Below are 19733 nucleotides of genomic sequence, written 5' to 3' on the forward strand. Positions count from 1 at the left end.
TCGCTAGGAGCGCAGTTGAGACATCGGACCACCGGACGCCGGAAGATCGCGAACACCCCTGTGGAGCTGACCGAACTCGGCTTCGGGGCATCCGTGATCGGCAACCTGTACCGCGTCACCCCCGCCGAGGACGCGACCGGGGCGATCGAGGCCGCCTGGGACGCCGGTATCCGCTACTTCGACACGGCCCCGCACTACGGCCTCGGCCTGTCCGAGCTGCGCCTGGGCGGCGCCCTGCGCCGGCGGCCCCGTGCCGAGTACGTCGTCTCCTCCAAGGTCGGCCGGCTGCTCGTGCCCAACGAGCACCCACGGGGCGTCGACAGCGAGGGCTTCGTCGTACGGGACGACCTGCGCCGCCAGTGGGACTTCAGCCGGGACGGCGTCCTGCGGTCCATCGAGGCCACGCTGGTCAGGACCGGCCTCGACCGGCTGGACATGATCTACCTGCACGACCCCGACGACCACTGGCGGCAGGCTGCCGAGGAGGCCATGCCCGCTCTGGCGGATCTTCGCGACCAGGGCGTGATCGGCGCGATCGGCGTCGGCATGAACCAGTCGGCCATGCTCGCCCGCTTCCTGCGCGAGACCGCCGCCGACGTGGTGATGCTCGCCGGCCGCTACACCCTCCTCGACCAGTCGGCCCTGGACGACGTCCTGCCCGCCGCCGAGGAACTCGGCAAGAGCGTGGTGGCCGTCGGCGTGTTCAACTCGGGACTGCTCTCCCGCGACCGGCCCGCCGAGGGCATGAAGTACGACTACCAGGACGCCCCGCCGGCTCTGGTCGCCCGCGCCCTGGCGATCGCGGAGATCTGCGCGGCCCACGGGACGACGCTGCCCGCGGCAGCGATCGCGTTCCCGCAGACTCATCCCACTATCATCAATGTCACCCTCGGTATGCGGACTGCGGAACAGGTCGTACGGAACGTGGAACTCCACCAGCAGCACATCCCTGAAGGCCTCTGGGACGACCTACGGGCCCAAGGACTGATCAGGTCGGACGTGCCCGGCGCGGACGGCACCGGGAGGAGTTCGCAGTGTCTCTGACGGACAGGGCCATCGATCAGATCCGTGAGCTGATCCGCACAGGCGCGCTGCCGCCCGGCTCGAAGCTCCCCCCGGAGCCGGACCTGGCGGCTCAGCTGGGTCTGTCCCGCAACCTCGCGCGCGAGGCGGTCAAGGCGCTGGCCGTCGCCCGGGTCCTGGAGGTCCGCCGGGGCGACGGCACGTACGTCACGAGCTTGCAGCCGAGCCTGCTGCTGGAGGGACTCGGCGGCGCGGTGGAACTCCTGCAAGGCGACTCGGTCGCCTTGCAGGACCTCATGGAGGTACGGCGGCTCCTCGAACCGATGGCCACGGCACTTGCCGCCACCCGCATCTCCGACGCCCAACTGGCGGAGGTGGAGCGGCATTTGGACGCCATGCGCGAGGCCCGTGACGATGTCGAAAAGCTCAACGTCCACGACGTCGCCTTCCACCGCGCCGTCGTCTCGGCGACCGGCAACGAGACCCTCCTCACCCTCCTGGAAGGCATCTCCGGCCGCACACTGCGGGCCCGCATCTGGCGCGGCCTGGTCGACACCCAGGTCGCAGGCCGGACCCTCGCCGAGCATGAGGCGATCTTCAATGCCCTGTCCAGCCGTGACGCCGCCCTCAGCCAGGCCGCCGCACTGCTGCACGTGAGCAGCACCGAACAATGGCTCAGGCAGCACCTGCGCTCAGGCAAAGCCCTCGATGTCGGGGCCACAACGCCGGAGTGACGGGCGACGCAGTCAGTGCGGCTCCTCGGCATAGGTGAGCGAGTGGGTGTCGCCGAGTCCGCCCGCGAAGCGGATGGCGACCCGTGCGCCGAGGCCGGCTTCCACGTGCCGGTCCACGCTTGGTGGACCGGCCGGTTGATTTCGGGACATTCCATGCAGGTGGCCCGTTGCAGGACGACGTCAGACAGCCTCACCCGGAGCGTGGCGGCACAGCGGATGGGTCTGCGACGACGGCCTCCAATTGCTCCGTCTCACGCAGGCTGGCCAAGCAGGCACCGTCGATATGCGCGGGCGATGCGTGCGCCGTCGGGATGAGGTGCCAGGCGTGGTTGCGTGGCCGGCCCGGGGCGTGCAGTGGTTCGGGGTTCCGTTCGGCCGTTGGTCCGGCTGGCGATGGGGGACAGGGCATGGCAACGGGATGGTTCTTGTCCCTGACCAGGGTGGTGACCATGCGGCCCTGACCACGATCATATTGCGGCATTGAACGTGTGGTCAGGCTGTGCTCGGGCCCAGGTCGGGCCTGTGGTGGGGCCTGCTGCCCTTGACTGCCGCACCGTTGACTGGATGCTCGGCTTCCTCTGCTCATAGCCGTGTGGCGGTGCGGACCAGGCTGGCGAGGGTGACGGAGCGGCTGTGTGCGGGCCAGACGATGTGGGTCACGACGCTAGGTGCGTCGGTCAGAGGGACGGCCGTGTGCTCGGCCCACAGCCAGGAGCGGGCGGAGTCGGGGACGACCGCCACGGTACGTCCGAGGGCGATCAGCTGGGCCAGTTGCGTCTGGTTGTGGATCTCGGGGCCGGGGCCGGGCGCGTAGACGCCGCGGGTGGGCCAGCGGGCGAGCGGCAGATCGGGGAGGTCCCTGACTTCGGCCAGGGTCAGGGTCTTGTGGGTGGCGAGGGGGTGCCCGGCCGGTAGAACGGCGATCTGCCCCTCGGTCGTCAGTGCCTCGCTGTCGAAGCCGGCGAGGGAGTTCCACGGCGTGTGCATGAGGGCGACATCGGCGCGTCCGTCGCGCAGCAGCTCTTCTTGCTCGCAGAGGCCGCACGGCAGCACCTCGATCTCGGCGCTGTCGGGCTCGACCGCGTAGGCGTCGAGAAGCTTGCGCAGCAGTTCGTGGGACGCGGCGGCCTTCACCGCGAGGACCAGTCGATTGCGGGGGCCGCCGGGGCTGTCGGCACCGCCGGCCCGCTGGGCTCGGCGAGCGGCGGCGACGGTGGCATCGAGGGCGGCCCGGCCCTCGTGCAGCAGTACCTCTCCGGCACCGGTCAGGCGGACACCACGGCGGTTGCGCTGCAACAGGCAGATCCCGAGGCGCCGTTCGAGCTGCTGGATCGCCCGCGACAGCGGTGGCTGGGCCATGCCGAGGCGCTCGGCAGCGCGTCCGAAGTGCAGTTCCTCGGCGACGGCGACGAAGTACCTCAACTCGCGGGTTTCGAGGGTGTCCACGGCCGCAGCATACGCGGTGATACCCGGCGGGTATGACAGGACACCGGATCGGTGTTGGCCGCGCCACCCGTGTCAGGGCCACCATCATCGGCATGAGCGAAACGAAGATCGCGCTGGTGACCGGCGCGAACAAGGGCATCGGGTACGAGATCGCGGCCGGGCTGGGCAGCCTCGGGTACCGCGTGGCCGTTGGAGCCCGCGACGAGACCCGACGCGAAACCGCCGTCGGAAAACTGCGCGCCCTCGGCGTCGACGCGTTCGCGGTACCACTGGACGTGACCGACGACCGGAGCGTCACCGATGCCGCGGAGCTGGTCGAACGGCTGGCCGGGCGCCTGGACGCCCTGGTCAACAATGCCGGCATCTCGGGGGAGATGGGCCCGGGGTGGGAGCAGGACCCGACGGCGCTCGACCTGGAGGTGCTCTGCACGGTCGTGGACACCAACGTCATGGGTGTCGTCCGGGTCACCAACTCGATGCTGCCGCTGCTGCGTCGCTCGGCCTCGCCACGCATCGTCAACGTCTCCAGCAGCGTCGGCTCCCTGGCCCGGCAGGCGGACCCCGACACCGAGATCGGCCCGATCATGGCGGCCTACGCGCCGTCGAAATCGTTCCTCAACGCCCTCACCGTCCAGTACGCCCGGCAGTTCACCGGCACCAACATCCTGATCAATGCCGCCTGCCCGGGCCTGGTCGCCACCGATTTCACAGGTTTCCACGGATCCCGCACCCCCGAACAGGGCGCGGCCACAGCGATTCGGCTCGCCACATTGCCCGACGGCGGCCCGAGCGGTTCGTTCTTCGAGGACGACGGCGTCGTCCCCTGGTGATCACGAACTGGCCTGGGCCGACGAAGCCCCGGCGGGTCCACGAAACGGCGCGGACAGCAGACCGGATCGGATGAGACAGCGGGAGGCGTCCGTGCGACCAGGACCAGATCGACTGGGATCTTCGGCGACATGGCGGCCCGCTGGTCTGGTCACCGCAGGGCGACGGCCCGGTTTCCGGACCAGTTCATCGGAGGCGGGGGAGCTGGTCAGGGCGCGTGGCGGTGGAGGTCTGGTGACACCTATAGCCACGAGGCGCCGAACTCAACGCGATGGCTGAGCGGTGGGACACCGAGGACGACGACCGCCGCATCCGGTCACGGCGCAGGACGATCGGCTATTGCGGTGCGATGGCTTTGATCCAGTCCTCGACGGCGAGGACATCTGCCCACTGCGGGAACAGTTTTTCGGTGAGCATCCGGTGCACCTCGGGGTCGGTGTCGAGGCAGGCATCAGCCAGGACGGTGAGGCCGAAGTCCAGGTCGATGGCGTGCCACAGGGTGGACAGTACGACAGCGCTGGTGGCGATGCCGGTGAGAACAAGGCTGTCGATATCGCGAGCCCTGAGCACCAAGTCGAGGTCGCTGCCCGAGAACGCGCTCCCCCGCCTCTTGGTGACCACGACGTCGCCCTGCTGGGGCGCGACATCGCCATGGATCTCGGTGCCAGGAGCCCCCTCGGTGAACAGCCCGGCCCGCACGGCGTTTGTCATCACCTTGTTGCGGGGGCTGACTTCTGGATCGCCCGGCCGTAACCCGAGCACCACGTAGATCACCGTGATACCTGCTGCCCGGGCACCGTCGATCGCCCTGCGCAAGCGCGGCAGATATCCGGAACCGTCATCGGCGATGGCCACGACGTCCCGTTGGACGTCCATCACCAGAAGTGCGCTGTTGGCCATGCTTGCCGTCCCTTCTCCGCCGGGAAACAGGAGCAAGTCTGGTGGATCAACCGAGCTGCGGTGGAGGTTTCGTAGATCCTCATCAGCGTCAGGAGCCGGTCTCCTCGCCCATGTGCGGTAAAAGCCTGTCCACGGTCGCGATGAAAGTCCCGAGGCAGTCCGCCACATCGTCGGTGCCGAGGTGAGCGACACCGTTGCGCAGCTCGGATGGACGTGAGCCAGTGCCGCTTTCGCCAGGCGCTCCACATCCGTAGTGCGGGTCTGCCGAGGCCTGCAACGAGTGCGTCACAGGCAGCGTTGACGACGTCGGTGGCACGGATCTCGTCTCGTCGATTCCGGAGACGAGCGCGAGGTGGAGCGGGTCGGCACCGTGGGTGGGGGGCTTCTTGGAGTTGTCGGTCGACGCGGAGCCATTCGAGGGTGGCGGTGAAATGGCGGATGGCCCGGGGCCAAAGCTTGCCGCCCGGAGTTCGACGGCGGTCTGATGAGTGATCAGCGGATGGGGGCGGCCGTATTCGGCCAGCCGTGGCGGCGGTGGTCGAGCGAGTCCAGGACCGCTCGGTGGTGAGGTCGTCCGGCGGGCGGATGCGGCCGCCGACGGTGATGCGCTGCTGCCCGGGGCCCGGTGACTACGCCGACACCTCCCATGGCTTCAGCCGCCTGGCGAGCGTCGATCCGACGCTCGCCAGGTGCGTGAGTGCTGAGGCAGTGCTCAGGACACGCTCTTGTATGCCTGCCAGCCGGTCGCGATTTTCGCGCGGGAGCCGAACGACCCTGTCCCGTTTCCGTTGTTGCGCCACACGTTGCCGGAGGTGTCGCGGGAGATGATGTCGGCTTTGCCGTCGCCGGTGATGTCCCCGACGCCCACGACCGTGTTGTACGAGCCGCCCCAGGCCGAGAACAGTTTGACGCGTGCCTTGAAGGTGCCCTGGCCCGTGCCGGTGTAGCGGTAGAGGTTGTTGGACTTGTCCTGGGCGATCAGGTCGCCGATGCCGTCACCGTTGAGGTCTCCGACGCCCACGATCTTCTTGTACGTCTTCCAGTTGTCGTAGAGCTTGACGCGGGCGGAGAGCTTGCCGGTGCTGGTGCCCTTGTAGAGGTAGACGGCGCCGGTGGTGGAGTTGCGGGCGATCAGGTCGGGGCGGCCGTCGCCGGACATGTCCCCGGGCGAGGTCAGCAGGTCGTACTGGTTCCAGCCCTTGCCGAGCGAGATGTGCGGGGTGCTGGTGAGGAAGGCCTGTCCGCGCATGGTCCGGTACACCCACAGTTCGCCGCTGCTGAACCGGACGAGGACGTCGTTGCGGCGGTCGCCGTTGAGGTCGCCGAAGGGCACCAGGGTCACGGAGGTGGGCCAGCCCGAGGCGGACATGGGTTTGCCGAGGGCTCCCGTGCCGTTGCCGGGCCGGTAGCTGATGACGCCGGAGGAACTGAGGGTCAGGGCGTCGCCGGTCCCGTCGGGCGCCCAGGTTCCACTGTTGGTGAAGTCGTGGCGTACGGCGGCTCCGACGGAGACCTGCACCGTCCGGGACACGGTCATGACGGGCCCCGAACCGTCGGCGGGCACAGCCGTCAGCGTGACGGTATAGGTGCCGTTGGGGACGAGCGCGCCCTTGCTGTCCCGCAGATCCCAGCGCGCGGTCAGGTTGCCCTGCACCGCGCCGCCGGAGAGCGTACGGACCACGGCGCCGGTGGCCTTGTTGGTGAGCGTGGCCTTCCAGGAGGCGGCGGGCTTGGAGAGCAGCCCCCGCCACTGCCACCACGGGCTGCTCGCCGCGCTGCTCTCCGACGCGTTGTCGGTCACCTGCGTCTCGACGGCGGCAAGGCCCTGGGTGGCGGCCCCGCTGGGCACGAAATGGATGCGCCGGTCCGCGCCGACGTAGGCCGCGGGGCCGCCGAACTTGTCCACGGTCCAGGTCACCCCGCGCAGGCCGGCCGTCCCCGCCGCGAGGTTGCCGATCTTGCGGGTGGTCGCCGTGCCGTCGGCGAAGGCGGTCAGGAGCAGCGCGCCGGCCGAGGTGTCGTGCCGTACGACATAGCCGTCGCCGAGCAGGGCCTCGCCGGACGGAAGGGTGATGCTCTTCTTCGCCGTACGGTCGTACACGCCCGCCGTCGAGGTCGGGCCGCAGGACCAGTAGATCCAACGGCCCACCGTCTGAAGATCCTTGGGGACGCACGGGGCGCCGGTGCTGACGGTGTCCGAGCCTCGTCTCCTGTGGGTCAGCGATGATCGGCGCCCGCCCCCCGCCTGGTCCGGCCTGGGCCGCCAGGTGGGTGGTGAGCGCTTCTGGCCAGGACCACTCCACGAGACCGCTTGTTCGGCGGCTGCGTCGGCAACAACGGGGTCGGCGGAGTCTCTCCGTACTGGAAGGAGTACGGCTATGACCTCATGGGCGACCGCACCCGCGAAGGACGGCACGGTCTGGATAGCGCAGCCCGCCACGTCGTCCGGGCCTCAGCAACGGCTCCGCCCCATCGGCTCGACTCTGGTTCGCACACATGTGTTGGTCGTGGAGACGATGTCGAGGAGCCGTCGGCAGGGCCGACACGTATTTGTCATATCGGACACACATGTAGAGTCACAGGAATGCTGAGAACCAAGGTCAGCGTGATCGTCCCCGTCTACAACACAGGCAAGTACGTCGACGAGTGTGCCCCGTCGTTGCTGGGACAGAGCCTGCCCGCCGACGAGTACGAAGTGATCTACGTCAACGACGGGTCGACGGACGACACCCTGGGCCGGCTGGAGAAGATCGCGGCTGCGCATGCGAATGTCCAGGTGCACACCATGCCGAACTCGGGGTGGCCGGGGGAGCCGCGCAATCTCGGGATGCGGCATGCCAGGGGTGAGTACATTCAGTTCGTCGACCATGACGACACCCTCGGCCACGAGGCGCTGGAGCGGCTGTACCAGCACGCCAAGCGGAATGACGCCGATGTGGTGATCGGCAAGATGTCCAGCACGATAGTGCGGCCCCGACGGCTGTTCCGGCACACCGTGGACGCCTGCACGATCGAGAACGACGAGCTCATGCAGAGCATGTCACCGCACAAGATGTTCCGGCGGGCCTTCGTCGAGGAGCACGGGCTCAGGTTTCCCAAGGGACCCTGGATCCTGGAGGACCTGCTCTTCGTCAGTGCTGCTTACCTGAAGGCTGAGCGGATCTCGATCCTCGCCGACTACCCCTGCTACTACTGGATGAAGCGGGACGACGGCGGCAACAACACCCAGCACCGGTTCAACCCACGGCATGGATTCTGGCCCAACTGCCGCACCATTGTCCGCCAGATCAAGGACGGGACTACTCCCTCCGACGACATCGATGGACTCCAGAACCGGCTGCTGCACCGCCTCTACCACGTCGAGATCCTTTCCCGGGCCCGCGAGCCTGAGATCCTCCGTGAGGACCCGGCCGAGCAGCGTCAGCGCTTCGAGGCGGCCCGCGAGCTGGCGCTGGAGGAGTTTCCAGCCGCCGTTCGAGAGGGCCTGCCCGCCGTGTCCCGGCTGCGGGCCGAACTACTCGAGCAGGGCGACTTCGACGGCGCGAAGACGCTGGCCGAGCGTGTCCGTCAGGTGAAGGCCCGCAGCCAGGTCGGCGGACTGCGGTGGGAGGACGGCTGCCTTGTCGCTGACGTCGAACTGGACCTGGTGCGGGGAGACGGGGACCCCTTGCTCCTCGTCGAGCGGGACGGCACGTGGTGGCTCGACCCTGAGCTGATCGACGGCGTACCCGGTGCCGAACAGGGCTGGGAGGTTCCCGACCCCTTCCGGCTCGCCTACGCCGAACTGGTCGTCAAGGACCGGGACCGCGAGGACTGGTGGTACCCGGAGGGTGAGATGGAGGTGCGGCTGGAGCCGGCCGGTGAGGGGCGGTCGCGGTTCGTCGCCTCCGGGCGGCTTCGCCTCGACCCCGAACGGCTCGCCGGTGGCCGTCCGTTGCAGCGCGGTGTCCATGACGTATGGGCCTACGTCCAGCTGCTGGGCGTCGAGCGCATGCTCCGTGTGAGCGGGGAGGGTGAGCCCGGTGCCGTTGCCACGAGTCTGTCGCTGACGGGCGGCCGGCTCGCGCAGCCCTACTGGACGGTCAAGGGCCAGCTCGCCCTCGACGTGGACCAGCGACAGCGTGAGATCGGCCCCGACACGGAGGACCTCGTCGCAGCGAACGACTTGCGTGCCCGACGCTCGCTCGGGCTGCCGTACTTGTTGGCGGCGCCGGGGGATCCTGCCCTCATCGAGGTCACCGTGTCCACCCTGACCGTCGAGGCCAGGCTGGTCGCCGGCGCCGACGGAACGGCACGGCTGCGCCTCCCCGGCCGCCTCAAGCTCCCCACCGGACGCCACCCGATCGCCCTCCCGAAGGCGAAGACCCCGATCGCGTACGCCGTCGTCGACGAGGGCGCTCTGCTGCGCCTGGAGGGTCCGGCGTACGAGGCGGGTAGAGGACGGCGGCTCCTCGACGCAGTTGGTGACAACCGGCGAGTGCGGCGGGTGCGAGGGCGGCTCGGCAAGTGAGAGGTGACGGGAAGCACGGCATTTCGTCGCGTGTATCAGTCGTTCTCGTAGGCCTCGGGCACGTCGTAGGGAGAGCGCCAAAACTCCGGCACAAGGGTGGCACTGTCCTCGATGCGGAGGTGTCGCCCAGCGGATCGTCCACCGTGTGGATCGTTCTACCGCTGACCGTCGCCGCCGGCGTGTTCCGCGCCGGGTGGGGCGGCCTCGGTACCCGCGGGCTCAAGCCCGAACGGCCGGATCGACTCCGCGAGCTTCTTCGACCTCGTCAAGCGCTCCTTCGGCGTGGTCGCCGGGGCCGGGGCCCTGGTCGCCCCGGTTGTCGCCTACCCGCGCCCGCGGGTCGACGAGAACAGCGCGCTGCGGGAGGCACCCGCCTGCACACCGAGTGCATGCCCCGTTCAAAGGTCACTGCTTACGCGGCTGCCACTCGAACATCATGATGGTCGCGTCGTCCCGGAACCGACTGGTCTCCACGTCCAGGATCGAGTGGATCAGCCGCCGCAGGGTCTCCGGGGCCAACTCTCCCGCGGCGGTTGCGCGGATGACGTAGTCGGCGAACCGCTGGAGCCCGAACAGTTCCCCGTGCAGGGTGCGGGCTTCGGTGACACCGTCGGTGTAGAGAAGAACCCGATCGCCCGGTTGCAGGGTCACGAATCCGCATCGCCAAACTGCCCGTCGGGAACGCGGCCCGTGCCACCCGGGCCGTCTCCGCCGGAACCCCGTCTATCCCCTTGGCGCGCAATGACACCGACACCCTCCCCGAACACAACGTCGGCCTTCACGACCACAGCGGGTCATGCAGGCCGACATCACGTTCAGCCCCAGGATTCGCCAACAGTGTCTTCGGACTGCCGGGGCGGACGTAGCCAGTGGCGGAGCGCGGGGCCAGCTCTCCGCCGCGCGCGGTGAAGATCTCCTCGAACACGGCGGCGAGAGCGGGGTTGTGGGGGATCTGGGTCCTGAGCAGCGTGGTCAGTTCACCACGGACGACGACGTCCGACGTGGCGCCCAGGGGGGGCCAGCAGCCGGGCGCGGTGGTCGTGCAGCTCGGCCACCACATGCATGCGTCGGCCTGTCTCCTCTTCGTGAGCCTTGAGTAAGCACGGTCAGCGGGGTCTTGTCGTCGGGCCCGCAGAACGGGCAGCGGTGCGTGGGGTGTCGTCGTGAGGAGCTTGGTCATGGCCTGCCCGTCACCGGCATCGTCGCGCCGGAGCGGAGGCGGGATCACCAAAGAGGCGACTCGCCCGGAATCCCATGATTCGGCCATGGCGGCGTGTGTGCGGGCTTCCCGTAGCCCTCCTCGCTTAACTTCGAACCGGCGCGAATCGCACCCGATGCGAACTGAACGTATTTTGCGCCGCATTGGTCGACCGGACGTAGAAGAGAGCACTGACCAGTGGATTGAGGCTTCGCAGTTGGTCTGCAGAGACGGTAGCGGACGGGCAGGGCCTGTGTCGTCCCGCTTCACCTGATCGGATGGCTGACCTGCCGTTCTGCTCCGGGCTTCGCGTCTGATGCGACATTCTCGCGTCGGATGCGATCTACGGAGCGTGATGAATTTGGCGGGTAAGGACGGGGCGGCCCCTGGGGCCGCGCGGCTACACCTGGCTGACGGAGTGCGGCTGTTGCGGCCAGAGGAGCAGGTCTTCGAGGCAATGCTGGACGGTTGGCGCAACCAACAACTGGCGCGGAACCTCGCGCTGTCGACCATCAACGGTCGGGAGCGGAAGGTGCGGGCGTTCGCCGCGCACGCGGATGCCTTTCCGTGGAGCTGGTCCTCAATGCTGGCTGACGAGTGGTTCGGTGACCTGCGGGCGGTCCGTGGCTGTGTCCGCTCGACGCTGCGTGGATACCAGGTGGCGGTGCGTCTGTTCTGCGATTACACCACCGACCTGGCCTACGGCTGGGCAGCGGAGTGTGAGCACCGTTTCGGTACTCATCCGATCCAGGTGTGTCACGAGTGGAATACCGCCGTGCACATGCAGGAGTGCGAGGCCGAGTCCCCGAAACGGGCCTTCACCCGGGATGAGTTGCAGGCGCTCTTCGACCACGCCGACGATGAGGTGAGCCGGGTCCGTGGATGCGGCCGCAAGGGCTGGCTGCCGGCTTTCCGTGACGCGATGCTCCTCAAGACTGCGTACGCCTACGGGCTGCGGCGCAACGAGACGCGGATGCTGGATACGGCTGACTTCGGTCGCAACCCCGAAGCGGCGGAGTTCGGCGAGTACGGCGTCTGCTACGTCCGCCACGGCAAGGCGAAGAAGGGGTCGCCCCCGAAGCGCCGCAGCGTGCTGACTGTGTGGGAGTGGTCGGCCGAGATCGTCGACCAGTGGATCAGTGAGGTGAGGCCGGCGATGCGGCACGCGGACGGTCCCGCCCTATGGCCGTCCGAACGCGGTCGGCGGGTCGGACTGCAACGGCTGGACTCCAGCTTCGCCGCCTACCGCGACGACCTCGGCCTGAATCCGGTCCTGGATTTCCACTCGCTGCGAAGGTCCTACGTCACCCACCTGATCGAAGACGGCTGGGATCCGCTGTTCGTGCAGCAGCAAGTCGGCCACGAGCATGCCAGCACCACCTCGGTCTACACCTGCGTCTCCTCCGACTTCCGGACCCGCACCCTGCGTCGCGCCCTGGACGCGACGGTCGAGGCTGCGCTCAAGCCCGCGAGGAGGGCCTGATGAAACGCCAGGTCAGCTACCAGTGGCGACTGCGCGAGAAGATGGCTGCCGCCGGGATGTTCACCACCAGCGAGCTTGCCCCGCCTCTTGCCGAGCGTGGCGTCAACCTCTCCCTCTCGCAGGTCCACCGCCTGGTTACCGGCACTCCCGAGCGCCTGTCCCTTCCGGTGCTGGCCGCGCTCTGCGACATCTTCGACTGCACCCCAACCGATCTGATCGCCACTAAGGCGGAGAACGCCGTCATTCGCAAGGTCGCCACCGGCGACGCAGTCGTCGCCCTGTCGGCCGTCCGTCCCAAACGCGCCCGCATCCGGCCTGAAGGATGAGCCGTACTCGCATCCACGCCGAAGACCCGTTCTGCGTGAGATGCCGCCGGGCCGTCCGGCCCAGGGCAGCCCACTGGCCCGAGGGCTACCTCTGTGCGAGCTGCTACGCCCAGGCCCTGGAGAACTACGGAACCTGCGCAGGCTGCGGCATCGAAGCTTACCCCGGGCCTCGCACCGGACGGCGGCAAACCCTGCACCGACTGTGCTGGTGGCCTCGGCAACTTCACCTGCGAACAGTGCGGCCAAGAAGCACGACGCTACCGCCGCGGAATCGGCGCCCGTTGTGTCCTGGCCGAGCGCCTTCACGAACTCCTCGGCGACGACACCGGCCGCATCCGGCCCGAACTCCTCCCACTGTTCGAGACGCTCCGACAGATGGGGCGCCCCTGGGGCGGGCTGACCTGGACCAACCAGCCGCACGTCCAGCAGAACCTCCAGGCCCTGGCCCGCAACGTAGCCCCACTCACCCATGAGGGGCTGAGTAGCTCACGCCGTGGAGATCGGTCGCCTACCTGCGCGACCTGCTCATGCAGTGCGGTGTCCTTCCGTCGGCCGACCGGCATCTGCTGCTGTTTCAGCGGTGGCTCACCGAGAAACTGCCGACTGTCAGCGACCCCGAGTGCCGCAAGCTCTTGGACCTCTTCGCCACCTGGCACATCCAACGCCGTCTCCGTGCCTTGGCCGGCCATGGGCCGCTCACCAGCAGCCAGACCCAGCAGGCCCGCAACAAGCTCTGCCTTGCAATCAGCTTCCTCGAACACCTTGCCCAGCGCGGACGCAGCCTCGCCCACTGCACCCAGGCCGATGTCGACACCTGGTATGCAGGCGGCTACACCGCCCGGCGCCTCACCCATTCCTTCCTCCGCTGGGCCGTGCAGTCCAGGCACATGCCGACCGTCACCATCCCGCACCGCTCGACGGCGAATCCCGCGCCGTTCCCCCAGCACCAACGGCTCGCGCTACTGCGACAGCTCGTGAACCGCGACGACATACCGCTCCAGGACCGCGTGGCCGCCGTCCTTGTCCTCCTCTACGCCCAGCCGCTTACGCGGATCACCAGGCTCAGCAGCGACGACGTCCAGCACGAGGACGGCAAAGTCCTCGTCAGGCTCGGCGACCCACTGTCGCCCGTTCCCGCCCCGTTCGACGGAATGCTGCTCAACTACCTGGGACAGCGACCCAACACCAAGACCGCGACCAACCCCGATGCCCGATGGCTCTTTCCCGGCCGCCGGGCCGGACAGCCCATGACTCCGGAAGCCATGGCACCCCGTCTCCGCCAACTGGGCTTCCCGACCCGGCCAGGACGCACAGCGGCGATCCGTCATATCGTCCTCCAGGCCCCCGCTCCGGTGATCGCCCGGATGCTCGGCTACAACGACGACCACACCACCCGTCTCGCCGAAGAGACTGGAGGAACCTGGCGTCACTATGCCCCCGGTGACCACTCACGGTGACCATTATTTGTCAGCATGTAAGGGGCACGCGACTCCCGACTACGCGAGGTCATTAGTGTTATGCCTGAGTACGCCGACGACCCCAACTTCATCATCACTGCAGACAGACTCTGGCGGCCGACATCGAAGACAAGCTGACCCAGCAGATCGCGCCCTGCACGAACTTGCGCCTGCCGCAGTCGACCTGGAGGCCACCGTCGACCACGTCCTGCTGGCACTGCTGCCCGACGAGGACGGCCACGAAGACGTCAGCTGCTTCTGCTCAGCCATGCCGCGTCGCCCAGGACGAGGAGTCCGGGCGTGGCCTCCTGCTCGTTCGCGCTCTCGCCGACGACTGGGGCGTACGGCCGACGGACCAGGAGAAGACGATCTGGTTCAGCCTGAAGTGGTAGGGGTCCCCGCTGGCAGGCCATCGGACCGCGGTGCGTTCACAAACCCAGCCCGTGGCCCGGGGCTTCTGACCCGTTCCCCAGGTCGGGCAGCCCTTCACGCCTCCGGCAGCTCCTGGTGCGCAGACGGCAGGCGCCGTGCGGTGCGGGCCAGGAGCCGTCGGCCGAGGGCGGCCGCGAGCGTGGCTCCCGTCACGGCTGCCATGCTCAGGGCGACTTGGGCGGGGCGGGGTGCCAGGGCCGCCGTCGCGCCCAGCACCGCGATGAACGGGCCGGCCAGGAACAGCACGCTGCGGCCGCCGGCCGAGACGCGCCGTCCCGCTGTGTGGCGTGCCAGGGGCGCAGTGCCCGCGAGGAGGGCCGTGAGGGTGGTCACGAGGAGCGGAAGCTGAGCCGACGCGGTAAGGAGTGCTGTCAGGCACAGCGCCCCTGTCACCGCGTAGCCGGCTGTCATCGTCAGCCGGAACGCGGTGGACGTGCCGACACCGTGCGGTCCGGGCCGCAGGCCCAGCACGATCGCCGTGGTGCGGAGTCCGGCGGACAGGTCCGTCTCTAGGTCCTTGACGTCTCCTCCCGCCACGTCGAACGCGGTGACCACCAGGGCGAGAGCGGCCGCCGCCGCCAGATGTCCGGCCGTGGGCGCCGGGGTGAACGCGAGCAGCGGCGCGGCCACGCTGACGCCCCAGAGCAGGTCGGACACCGGTGTGGGGACACGGGAGCGCTTTTGCCGCGTGTTGCCCCAGACAGTGAGGGCCAGGGAGACCCACAGGAGGGAAGGGTGCTCGCTGGGCAGGGTGAGCACCGCGAGCGTGAACAGCGCGCCCAGGAGCAGCGACAGGACGACAGCGTGCCGGACCGGTACGCGTCCCGAGGTCAGGGGCCGGTTGGCTCGCCGTGAGTCCAGGGCGTCCAGTTCCCTGTCGGCGATGTCGTTGCTGGCACAGCTGAGGCCGTGCAGGGCCAGACCGGCTGCTAACCAGGCGTACGCCAGCGCCGGTGAGCCGGTGGGTGACACGGCAAAGCCCAGCAGGAAAGGCGCCGACAGCAGGGGCAGGCACTCCAGCCGCACCAGACCCGTGTAGTCCCAGAGGCGTCCGGCGATCCCGGTGCCGTCACGGCCGGAGTCTGCTGCGGCCGGTACGGCAGTGCCGCGCGCGGTCCCGGCGTCGCTCACGATGCCTCTCGCCCGCCTGGTGCCGCATCGCTCAGTGCGTCCAGGGCGTGCTGAAGCATCTCCCGGCTCCGCTCGGTTCCGGCCGCGGATAGCGCTGCGGCGGCGATCGGCTCGCCCCGCGCGACCCGGATCGTACTGAACGGACGGGGCACCGACTGGCCCTGGAACTCCCAGGCCCGGTCCGCGCGGACGCGCAAGGGGGCGACCGCCCTCCCCGTGTCCTTCGCCAGCGCCGCAAGGGAAGTCCTCACCCTGCCGTCCCGGCGGCCTCCGTCCGTGAAGATCCCGACGGGCCCCGTGCGCTCGCGGAGGAAATCCCGGACCTGCTCGTACGGGCTGCGGTGTCCTCCACGGCCGATGCGGAAGACATCCACTCCTGCGGCCAGAGCGGGCAGCGCTGCCGCGTAGCCGCCGACCGTGTTGTCGTTGACCCAGGCGAAATGACGGAATCCACGAGCGGCGAAGACCCCGGGGATTAGGTCCCCGTGCGGCATGTAGTAGAGCACCGGGTCCGGGGGCATCACCGTGTGCGGCACCCGCACGGTGAGGCGGAAGAGACCGATGCAGAGGGTGTAGTAGACACCGTAGGTGTGCCCGGTCAGCCGGGTGCGGACCGGGGGCTTCACGCGGTCACCCCAGACGAGCATGGGCGCCTGATTCCTTCTCCGCTCGGTCGAGCTGCCGTGCGGCGCGCTCGGTCCATGTGTCGGTCAGTCCGAGGACGACTCCGGCGTCGGTCCGTGACAGCGCGGCGCGCGCCCGCCCCAGGCAGCGCAGTGCGAGCCGCAGCACCACGGCTGCTCCGCCGCTCAGATACAGCGCGTCGAGGAGGTCGTCCGCGGTGTGTACGGCGAAGGGAATGTGCGAGGGGTCGGCACTGTCCGGGGCGCTGGTGCCCAACGCGCTGATGCCCAAGGAGACGGGGAAGGTGACGTTGCGGTGTTCCCAGTCCTCTCTCAGATCTTGCAGATCGTCGAGCAGCTGGAGTCCGGAACACAGGTCCGTGACGGCTTGGGGCAGCTCCGCGAGGTGCCGTGACCGTCCGCAGCGCGCCGCCACGACAACCAGGGCCAGAATTCCGGGGGCGGCCTTCTCTCCCAGACGGAACACGTCGTCGGGGCTGTAGCCGTCTCCCGGCCGCTCGTTGTGCGCGATGTCCCGCAAGAGCGCCTCGGCATAGGCGGCCGCACTGGCAGCATGGGACACCAAGAAGCGCTCGGTTCCGGCTCCGAGCCGTGCGCCGCGCGTTAGGTACAGGGTGAGCGCGGCGTCCATGAGTACAGCTTGCCTGGGGGGAAGCCGTCCCTGGTCGACGAGTTGGTCGTGCAGGACGTAGTACAGATGACCGAGGCCGAAGACGGTGGCGACCTCCTCCAGCCAACCTCCATCCTCCTCCCCCCAGTGCATGGCCTGGGCGAGTGGCATGTAGAAGAAGCCGGAGTCGAGGCCGAACACCTTGCGAGGAAGTTCCCGGACCGTCGTATCGAGCGCGGGTACGGCGCAGGTGATCTCGCGGTGAATGCGAGCGACGACGGTTTCCCAGGGCACGGCGGAGCGCGCCTCGTCCAGCAACGGCATCAGGCGATCTTCTCCTGCTCACGGGTAGGGAGGGCCACCAGACCGCGCGTCAGCACGAGCCACACGGCGGTGAGGACGGCGACGACGACCGTCGCGAGGGGTGCCCAGAGCGAGCACGCCACCATCAACGAGAAGAAATTCAAGCCGAGATAACGCTCCCGGCCGTTCGGGTCCACGGCCCGCGCCTGCCGCACCAGCGTCCACAGCGAATGGCCAGCCATGCCCTGGAGGACGAGCAGTACGGCCGCCACCACCGCGCGGTGTCCGGCCGAAGACGGCGCGGCCAGGACCAGTGCGAGAAGGGACGCCACCGAACCGAGCAGCAGAACGCAGAGCAACAGCAGATAGGGGCGCGTCGGTATCAGCCGACCTGAATCGGTCAACCTCACCCCCGCCCGGAGCGCCGTCGTGTCGTCTCCCACCGCCCGATCGTGTTCGAGGTCCTTGAGATTTCCGGCAACGACATTGAGCAGGACCATGTGGATACCGAAGGCCACGGCCACCAGCCATGCGGGCGTGAGATCACCCGGGCCCGTGACGGCACAGCAGAAGACAGCCGGTGCGCCCATGTTCACGCCGAACAAGAGGTCCATCACCAAGGGATGGGCAATCCTGCGCTTCTGATGGGTGTTGGAAAAAGTTACTGTTGCGAAAAGGACGGTCATGCCCACGGCGAACAACCACCCCGATTCTCCGGCGACCGCGGCGAAGATCGTCAGCACGACGGCCAGAGCCAACTGAACTCCGAGCGCGATACGCGCCCCGGCAATACTGACAGCACCACTGACCAGAACACTTTTGCGTCGCGCCGGGTTCCGTCGGTCGGACTCCAGATCGGCGAGGTCGTTGACCGTACATCCATAGGTGTGACCGAGCACCCCGAGGGCCGAGATCGCGATCACCGGAGCTGGGGAGACGTCTCCCCCTGCGGCCACCAAGGGGCCGAGGGGGTAGACGAAGGCCGCGGCGCTCGCGGCATGAACCCTGGTCAGCCGACTGTACCGCCGGAGACCGGAATCCTTTCTCACCAAGTGACGCCTTCATCGGCGCGCGGTTCGAGAAGCCGCCGGCGCTCTCGTGTGCTGTCCGCCGTCTCCGCCGTACGCCAGTCCTGCTTGATCGAACCCACGAGCTCTTCGAACAATTCGCGATCTTGGATGGTTGTCGAACTACCTTGCTGCATACCCGCCCCCTTGATCAGTGATGCAAAGTTCCAACAGTGTGGCCGAGTGCACCATGAACTGTCCATATGTGCTGAGTAGTTCGATTATCTGAGATCGGAAGTGCACAATGATGCGAGCAGCTCACCGGAAAGATCTCAATCGCTCACGGCAAACGATCAGAACCGGGCGGGGAACCAGGAAGTTCTACGCATGTGTGTTCGGTTTGGAAGTGGTGGACCGCGCGGGCCTGATTCTCGACATCGGCGCCGGCGACTCACCCTTCGGGCGTGAGCGGCTGGATGTCGTCCGAGTCGACCCCGCGTACGCGGACGAGCCCCCGGCGGGTTCGAGGGCAGTCGCCGCGCTCGGGCAGGCCCTGCCCTTCGGCGACCGCACGTTCTCCGTCGTCCTGGGGAGCTTCGTCGCCCAGCATGTACGGGACGTCGACGAACTGCTGACCGAGTTGCTCCGGGTGCTACGGCCGGAGGGCTTGCTCGCGCTGCACCCGGTCTGGCGGCCGTCCGCCGGGCGCCGCGCGGTGAACGAACTGGACGGGCATGCCCGCTTGTTGCCGTCTGCCGACATCCGGGCATCCTGGTACGGCGATCTGCGCCTGCCCCCGCGACGGACGCGGTGGAGGACGCTGCCCTCCTTGGTCCTGCGCCGGCCACCGCACGGGTCGCCGGGGGAACTCGGCCGGATCGCGGAGACGATCGCCCTGAGCCGCGCACTCGTCCCCCCTGCCGTCATCGCCGTACCGGCGCGCTGGGGCATGCGGGCCCTGGTCCACGCAAGGGGCACGACACGGCTCACCCTGCCCGGCAACCGGGACTCGCCTCCCTAATTCCCGGCAGCCTTCGGCGAGTCGGTCTCCGCCTTACGCTGCCGGGCAGCGCGGTGAGCCAGGACGGCGAGCGTCACCGCGGCGCAGGCGATCTGCAACGGCGCGCGCAGCACGAAGCGCGCCACGAGCAGGACATCGGTGTCGCCGCGCAGGTACAGGACGGTCATCACGACGGCTTCCGCGGCGAACCGTGCCGCCCACAGCAAGGTGAGCAGTGCGTGCGCCCGCTTCGAACCCGGAACCCGGAACCGCCATCGCCCGGCGACGGCGCGCAGCACCACGCCGATCAGGGGCCGCCGCAGCGCCACGCTCGCCGACAGCACCACCGCGTAAAGCGCGTCGATGAGAATACCCGGCAGGAAGTAGTCCTGAGCCCGGCCTGTGAGCGCCGCGAGAGCCACAGAAAGGGCTAGCAATCCCAGGGCCGCCAGCATCTTCCGCGCATGCCCCAGGCGAGAGGCGATCAGCGTGGCGGCACAACCAACTGCCAGAGCGACGCAGGCCGCCACGGCCAGGGACGCCGACGCGAAGCGCCAGGCGCCGTACCAGACGAGGGTCGGTGTGCCGACCAGAGCCACCAGGCAGGCGTCGCGGGCCATCACCGAGCGCCGCGACTGCATCGGCTCCGTCGAATCCGGGGACGTCACGGCAGAGTTGCCCCTCTTCTATCCACTGACGCG

The 19733-nt window shown here is 68.6% G+C and carries 17 protein-coding genes and 1 pseudogene; 8 read left to right on the plus strand and 10 right to left on the minus strand.

The annotated features are described in order from the left end of the window. The first annotated feature begins 15 nt into the window (after positions 1–15). Positions 16–1044, plus strand: coding sequence for an aldo/keto reductase (locus tag OG866_RS43260; RefSeq protein ID WP_329343432.1), 1029 nt, complete (start codon positions 16–18; stop codon positions 1042–1044). Continuing rightward, a complete protein-coding gene (locus OG866_RS43265) occupies positions 1035–1757 on the plus strand; it encodes a FadR/GntR family transcriptional regulator (protein WP_329343434.1) in 723 nt (240 codons plus the stop codon). The genes OG866_RS43260 and OG866_RS43265 overlap by 10 nt, the downstream gene beginning before the upstream one ends. Positions 1758–2339: 582 nt before the next feature. Here the strand turns inward: OG866_RS43265 and OG866_RS43270 are convergent. Beyond that, complete coding sequence (locus tag OG866_RS43270) at positions 2340–3203, minus strand: LysR family transcriptional regulator (RefSeq protein ID WP_329343436.1); 864 nt, start codon at positions 3201–3203, stop codon at positions 2340–2342. A gap of 92 nt (positions 3204–3295) precedes the next feature. On the opposite strand from OG866_RS43270, the gene OG866_RS43275 reads away from it, so the two are divergent. Further along, complete coding sequence (locus tag OG866_RS43275; protein ID WP_329343438.1) at positions 3296–4033, plus strand: SDR family oxidoreductase; 738 nt, start codon at positions 3296–3298, stop codon at positions 4031–4033. Between the two features lie 334 nt (positions 4034–4367). Here the strand turns inward: OG866_RS43275 and OG866_RS43280 are convergent, their stop codons facing one another. Next, the gene (locus tag OG866_RS43280; protein WP_329343440.1) at positions 4368–4931 is read right to left on the minus strand and encodes a cysteine hydrolase family protein; all 564 of its coding nucleotides are present in this window, start codon (positions 4929–4931) and stop codon (positions 4368–4370) included. 712 nt (positions 4932–5643) lie between these two features. Continuing rightward, complete coding sequence (locus tag OG866_RS43285; RefSeq protein ID WP_329343442.1) at positions 5644–7080, minus strand: FG-GAP-like repeat-containing protein; 1437 nt, start codon at positions 7078–7080, stop codon at positions 5644–5646. 435 nt (positions 7081–7515) lie between these two features. On the opposite strand from OG866_RS43285, the gene OG866_RS43290 reads away from it, so the two are divergent. Then, the gene (locus tag OG866_RS43290; protein WP_329343444.1) at positions 7516–9441 is read left to right on the plus strand and encodes a glycosyltransferase family 2 protein; all 1926 of its coding nucleotides are present in this window, start codon (positions 7516–7518) and stop codon (positions 9439–9441) included. Positions 9442–9846: 405 nt separating this feature from the next. Here the strand turns inward: OG866_RS43290 and OG866_RS43295 are convergent. Both OG866_RS43295 and OG866_RS43300 read right to left on the minus strand, forming a co-directional pair. Then, positions 9847–10092: pseudogene (locus OG866_RS43295) on the minus strand (SpoIIE family protein phosphatase); the annotation flags it as partial. A 127-nt stretch (positions 10093–10219) separates the two neighbouring features. After that, complete coding sequence (locus tag OG866_RS43300) at positions 10220–10501, minus strand: hypothetical protein (protein ID WP_329343446.1); 282 nt, start codon at positions 10499–10501, stop codon at positions 10220–10222. A 556-nt stretch (positions 10502–11057) separates the two neighbouring features. Between OG866_RS43300 and OG866_RS43305 the strand changes: the two genes are divergently transcribed. The 3 genes from OG866_RS43305 to OG866_RS43315 all read left to right on the plus strand — a co-directional run bounded on the left by OG866_RS43305 (position 11058) and on the right by OG866_RS43315 (position 13905). After that, positions 11058–12122 carry a tyrosine-type recombinase/integrase gene (locus tag OG866_RS43305; protein WP_329343448.1) on the plus strand — a complete coding sequence of 355 codons (1065 nt, stop codon included), beginning with the start codon at positions 11058–11060 and terminating at the stop codon, positions 12120–12122. After that, on the plus strand, positions 12122–12448 hold the full coding sequence (locus OG866_RS43310; protein ID WP_329343451.1) for a helix-turn-helix domain-containing protein: 327 nt from the start codon (positions 12122–12124) through the stop codon (positions 12446–12448). Before OG866_RS43305 ends, OG866_RS43310 begins: the two co-directional genes overlap by 1 nt. A 527-nt stretch (positions 12449–12975) precedes the next feature. Next, positions 12976–13905: a hypothetical protein gene (locus OG866_RS43315; RefSeq protein ID WP_329343453.1), complete on the plus strand. Its 930-nt coding sequence runs from the start codon at positions 12976–12978 to the stop codon at positions 13903–13905. A 486-nt stretch (positions 13906–14391) separates the two neighbouring features. Here OG866_RS43315 and OG866_RS43320 read toward each other — a convergent pair whose 3' ends face one another. From OG866_RS43320 to OG866_RS43335, 4 genes are read right to left on the minus strand one after another with little or no spacing between them, the layout of a single operon-like run. Next, positions 14392–15468: a UbiA family prenyltransferase gene (locus tag OG866_RS43320; protein WP_329343455.1), complete on the minus strand. Its 1077-nt coding sequence runs from the start codon at positions 15466–15468 to the stop codon at positions 14392–14394. Next, positions 15465–16115, minus strand: a complete 651-nt coding sequence (locus tag OG866_RS43325) for a hypothetical protein (protein WP_329343457.1) — start codon at positions 16113–16115, stop codon at positions 15465–15467. The genes OG866_RS43320 and OG866_RS43325 overlap by 4 nt, the downstream gene beginning before the upstream one ends. Next, the gene (locus OG866_RS43330; RefSeq protein ID WP_329343459.1) at positions 16099–17046 is read right to left on the minus strand and encodes a hypothetical protein; all 948 of its coding nucleotides are present in this window, start codon (positions 17044–17046) and stop codon (positions 16099–16101) included. The genes OG866_RS43325 and OG866_RS43330 overlap by 17 nt, the downstream gene beginning before the upstream one ends. Then, positions 17046–18074, minus strand: a complete 1029-nt coding sequence (locus OG866_RS43335) for a UbiA family prenyltransferase (protein WP_329343461.1) — start codon at positions 18072–18074, stop codon at positions 17046–17048. Before OG866_RS43335 ends, OG866_RS43330 begins: the two co-directional genes overlap by 1 nt. Positions 18075–18423: 349 nt before the next feature. On the opposite strand from OG866_RS43335, the gene OG866_RS43340 reads away from it, so the two are divergent. After that, positions 18424–19053 carry a methyltransferase domain-containing protein gene (locus OG866_RS43340; RefSeq protein ID WP_329343463.1) on the plus strand — a complete coding sequence of 210 codons (630 nt, stop codon included), beginning with the start codon at positions 18424–18426 and terminating at the stop codon, positions 19051–19053. Here the strand turns inward: OG866_RS43340 and OG866_RS43345 are convergent. Further along, complete coding sequence (locus OG866_RS43345; protein WP_329343465.1) at positions 19050–19700, minus strand: DUF3159 domain-containing protein; 651 nt, start codon at positions 19698–19700, stop codon at positions 19050–19052. The two genes, OG866_RS43340 and OG866_RS43345, sit on opposite strands and share 4 nt — an antisense overlap. Positions 19701–19733 lie beyond the last annotated feature (33 nt).

The sequence above is a fragment of the Streptomyces sp. NBC_00663 genome (assembly GCF_036226885.1).
Taxonomy (GTDB): Bacteria; Actinomycetota; Actinomycetes; order Streptomycetales; family Streptomycetaceae; genus Streptomyces.